The following is a 4,363-nucleotide window of genomic DNA, read 5'->3' as shown; positions in this document are numbered from 1 at the left end:
ATTATTTAAAATTATTTAAAACTATTTTAAATTATTTTATAAAAAAAATATTTATTTAAATTTGTTTTTTTTTTTAATAGATTTAAATGAATATTTTAAAAATCAAATTATATTGGTATTAGGTGGCTAGCATGGTAAATATAGATGATGCTATTATTGCAAGATTAGAATCTTTCGGTGAAAAATTTGAAATTTTAGTTGATCCTGATTTAGCTGCAGACTTTAGAAATCCTGATAATGAAAAAGATATTGACATTGAAGATATCTTGGCTGTTGAAGAAATATTTAAAGATTCTAAAAAAGGAGATAAGGCTTCTGAAGAATCTATGAATAAGGTATTTCAAACCACTGATGTTCTGGAAGTTGCTGAACAGATCCTTCATAAGGGAAATGTTCAATTGACTGCAGAACAAAGAAGACAAATGCAGGAAGAAAAAAGAAAACAGGTCATTGCAGTAATTGCAAGGGAAGGTATAAATCCTCAAAACGGTCTTCCTCATCCTCCAATGCGTATTGAAAACGCTATGAATGAGGCTAAAGTTAAAATTGATGCATTCAAATCAGTTGACCAACAAGTTCAAATAGCTTTAAAGGCAATTAAAGTTTTAATTCCAATTAAATTTGAAAAAATAAAAATGGCTGTCAGATTGCCAAGCACTGCTGCAGGCAGCGCATATTCCGCTATTCATCCATTCGGCAAAATTCTTAATGAGGAATGGCAACAGGATGGATCTTGGATAGCTATTGTGGAAATGTCTGGTGGTCTTCAAGATGATTTTAATCATAAAATGGCTTCTATCTCAGGAGGAGAAGCTGAAACTAAAGTAATTAAATAAAATCAGTGATTTTTGAATTTTGGATAATTGGAGAATTTGAAATCTTAGTGATAAATTAAATGTGAAATTGAAATGGTGTTTATGAATTAAATAATTATTTATTTTTATGGTTTTTTGGTTTAATGTGTTTTTAGTTATTTAATTTGATTTTTTTCGATTATGTGTAAGATGCATTTATTTGATTTTTCAGTTTAAGTGTAAAGTATTTAATTAAAGAAGATGAATTATTAATTGAATCATAATTATCCGGATGGAATATTCTTAAATTATTGTTTAAAGATTGTTTAATTATTTTTGTCGTGGTAGAACTTTAATATACTCTTATGGGAAGTATATATATGATATATGTGAATGAAAAAGATTTAGTTGTTCCTGGAGAATTATTGGCAGAAGATGATTATTATTCAGGAAGAGGAACCTTTGAGGACAATGGAAAAATATGTTCCAAACTCTTGGGTTTAGTTTCTTTAAGAAATAAGAAAATAAGTGTAATTCCTCTAAAAAGCAAATATCTTCCTAAAAAAGGAGATGTAGTTATCGGTAAAATTGACGATGTGAGATTTTCAATGTGGGGAGTAGACATTAACTCACCATACTCCGGTATTTTACCTGCATCTGAAGTGTTTGGAAGAGAGAAAAAGGAATTAAGCAGAGTCTTTGACATTGGTGATGTTCTTTTCTTAAGAATCGTTGATGTTGATGAAGTTAAAAAAGTTAAATTAGGCTTAAAAGGCCGTGGAATGGGTAAATTCAGAGGCGGTGTTATTGTAGACATTGCTCCAACCAAAGTCCCTCGTTTAATTGGTAAGAAAGGTTCCATGATTAATATGATCAAGGATAAGACTGGCTGTAAGATTGTAGTCGGTCAGAATGGTCTTGTTTGGGTTAAAGGTAATGAAGACATGGAACAAATCGTTAAAAGCATTATCAAATTAATCGAAAGGGAAGCTCATACCTCAGGTTTAACTGACAGAATCAAAAACAAGCTTTGCTTACTTATTGATGGAGAACTTCCAGAAGAGGAAGTGGAAGAGGAAACTGAGGAAATTAAGCAAGAGGCTTTCGAAGAAGGCTTAAAGAAACCTGAACTTCAAGATTTCAGAGAGGAAGTTGAAAGAGAATTGGCTGAAGAAATGGCTTTAGATGAAGACTCTGAAGAGGATTTCGAGGAAGAAGTTTCTGAAGATGATGTTGAAGCTGAATCTGAAGAGGATGAAGATTCTGAAGAAGACTTTGAAGAAGATTCTGAAGAGGATGAAGATTTAGATTCTGAAGATGATGAAGAAGTTTCTGAAGAAGACATTTCAGATGAGGAACTTGAAGAAGTTATAGGTGAAGCTATTTCCGAAGAGGATTCTGAAGAAGATTCTGAAGAAGATTCTGAAAGTGAAGATGAAGAAGATGGAGAAGAGAAGGATGAGGGCAATTCTAAAAAACCTAAATTTTTAGATACCTTTGAATACATTAATGAACAAAAAAAGAAAAATAAATCTTCTTTTGACATTAGTCGTGCAGACAATTCCAAATCTCCTACTTTAAACATTTCACAAAGGAGAAATATTTAGATGTTGAATTTTAAAATTCATTAATGCTTATTGATTATTGAATAATGTGATTTGAAGAGGTGTTTTTTATTATCTCAGAAGATGGAAAAATTAGAGGAGACGGAAGAGCTTTTGATGAACTCCGTCCAATTAAAATAGAAGCTGGAGTCTTGAAAAGAGCAGATGGTTCAGCTTATTTGGAAGTAGGTGGAAATAAAATTTTAGCATCTGTTTATGGTCCAAGAGAATCTTATATCAGACGTTTATTAAAACCAAATACCGGTGTAATTAGAGTAAGATATAATATGGCTCCATTTTCAGTAGATGACCGTAAAAGACCAGGTCCAGACAGAAGATCTACTGAAATTTCAAAAATTGCAGCTGATGCACTCAGGCCTGCATTAATGTTGGAATCATTCCCAAGATCAATGGTTGATGTTTCAATTGAAGTAATTGAAGCTGAAGGCGGAACCCGTTGTGCAGGAATCACTGCAGCTGCTGTCGCTTTGGCTGATGCAGGTATTCCAATGAAGGATATTGTAGTGGGATGTGCAGCCGGTAAGGTAAATGATGAAATCGTACTTGACTTATCTGAAAAAGAGGATAAGGAAGGACAAGCAGACGTACCTATTGTAATCATGCCAAGAACAGGTGAAATTACCTTGCTCCAAGCTGACGGTAACTTAACTGAAGAGGAATTTGAAAAGGCTTTGGATTTAGCTATGGAAGGTTGTAGAAAAATTAGTGAAATCCAGCATGAAGCACTTAAAAACAGGTATAGTTCTAAATAATTAGGTTGTGAAAATATGGATATCGTACCGGAAATTACTAGAAAAAGTATTACAAGACTTATAAATGATGGTAAAAGAGCTGATGGTAGAGCTTTTGATGAAAGAAGGGATATTTTCATTGAACCTAATATTATTGATAAGGCAGAAGGTTCTGCAAGAGTTAAATTAGGTGACACCCAAGTTATTGTAGGTGTAAAGCCAAGTATTGGCGAACCCTTTGCTGACACTCCTAATTTAGGTGTATTGATGACCAATTGTGAACTTTTACCAATGGCTGCTCCAGGTTTTGAACCAGGTCCACCTAGTCCTGAATCCATTGAGCTTGCCCGTGTAGTGGATCGTGGAATTCGTGAAAGTGAATTGGTTGATTTAGAAAAACTCTGTATTGAGGAAGGCAAAAAAGTTTGGATGCTTTTCATTGACTTGCATGTAATCGATTATGATGGAAATCTCTTTGATGCAGCAAACCTTGCTGTAATGGCAGCTTTATTAAACACCAAATTACCTATTGCTACTTATGAGGATGAAGAAGTTGTTTTATCTGAAGATGAAACTATTGATTTGCCTGTAAGGGATAAATTGGCTTTATCCACTTTTGTAAAAATAGGCAATGGTTTAATATTGGATCCTTCTTTAGAGGAAGAGGAAATCTTGGATGCTAGAATAACTGTTGGGGTAACTGATGAAGGAAACCACATTTGTTCCATGCAAAAAGGTGGAGAAGTTCCTTTAACAAGAGATGAAATCCTTGATGCTGTACATATGGCATTCACTACTAAAGATGACTTATTAAGTTATTTGGATTAAATTTAGCAATTAATCAGTTTGATATGGTTTAAGTTTAATTAAGCATGATCAAAATTAAAAAATTGTTATTTTTAAAATATCATTAATTAAATCAATTAATGGTATTTTTAATTTTTTATTATTTGAATTTCTTTTTTATTTTTTTCTAATTTTTTTTATAAGGATTTTTATTTTTTAAATTTTTGCAATGATTTTTAATAATTTTTAAAATTTTTTTTATAAGGATTTTTATTAATTTTTTAAATTTTTATAAGAATTTTTAATAATTTTTAAAATTTTTTTTAAAACAAGTCCATAATTTTAATAATTTTCAATTTCTTTAATAATTTCATTTATTTTTATTTTAAAGATTAGAGAATTTTTTATTTATAAAATTTGTTTTTAT

Annotated in this window: 3 protein-coding genes and 1 pseudogene; all 4 read left to right on the top strand. The window is 31.3% G+C overall.

Annotated features, from left to right (window positions below):
* The first annotated feature begins 131 nt into the window (after positions 1–131).
* The 4 genes and pseudogenes from Q0138_RS07670 to rrp42 all read left to right on the top strand — a co-directional run bounded on the left by Q0138_RS07670 (position 132) and on the right by rrp42 (position 3,978).
* Positions 132–836, top strand: coding sequence for a ribosome assembly factor SBDS (locus Q0138_RS07670; RefSeq protein ID WP_297982932.1), 705 nt, complete (start codon positions 132–134; stop codon positions 834–836).
* A 338-nt stretch (positions 837–1,174) separates the two neighbouring features.
* Positions 1,175–1,975 (top strand): annotated as a pseudogene (gene rrp4, locus Q0138_RS07665) (exosome complex RNA-binding protein Rrp4); the annotation flags it as partial.
* Between the two features lie 494 nt (positions 1,976–2,469).
* Positions 2,470–3,171 carry an exosome complex exonuclease Rrp41 gene (gene rrp41, locus Q0138_RS07660; RefSeq protein WP_297982936.1) on the top strand — a complete coding sequence of 234 codons (702 nt, stop codon included), beginning with the start codon at positions 2,470–2,472 and terminating at the stop codon, positions 3,169–3,171.
* Positions 3,172–3,186: 15 nt separating this feature from the next.
* Positions 3,187–3,978 (top strand): exosome complex protein Rrp42, encoded by a 792-nt coding sequence (gene rrp42 / locus Q0138_RS07655; RefSeq protein WP_297982930.1) that lies wholly within the window; start codon positions 3,187–3,189, stop codon positions 3,976–3,978.
* Positions 3,979–4,363 lie beyond the last annotated feature (385 nt).

Source organism: uncultured Methanobrevibacter sp., assembly GCF_937906425.1.
Lineage (GTDB): Archaea > Methanobacteriota > Methanobacteria > Methanobacteriales > Methanobacteriaceae > Methanobrevibacter.
Note: the sequence above shows the minus strand (reverse complement) of the source record. Positions and strands in the feature narration are given on the sequence as shown.

Bases quoted from the DNA above. Each gene is read 5' to 3' on its own strand.
- Q0138_RS07670 (WP_297982932.1), top strand. From the start codon at position 132: ATGGTAAATATAGATGATGCTATTATTGCAAGATTAGAATCTTTCGGT.
- rrp42 (WP_297982930.1), top strand. From the start codon at position 3,187: ATGGATATCGTACCGGAAATTACTAGAAAAAGTATTACAAGACTTATA.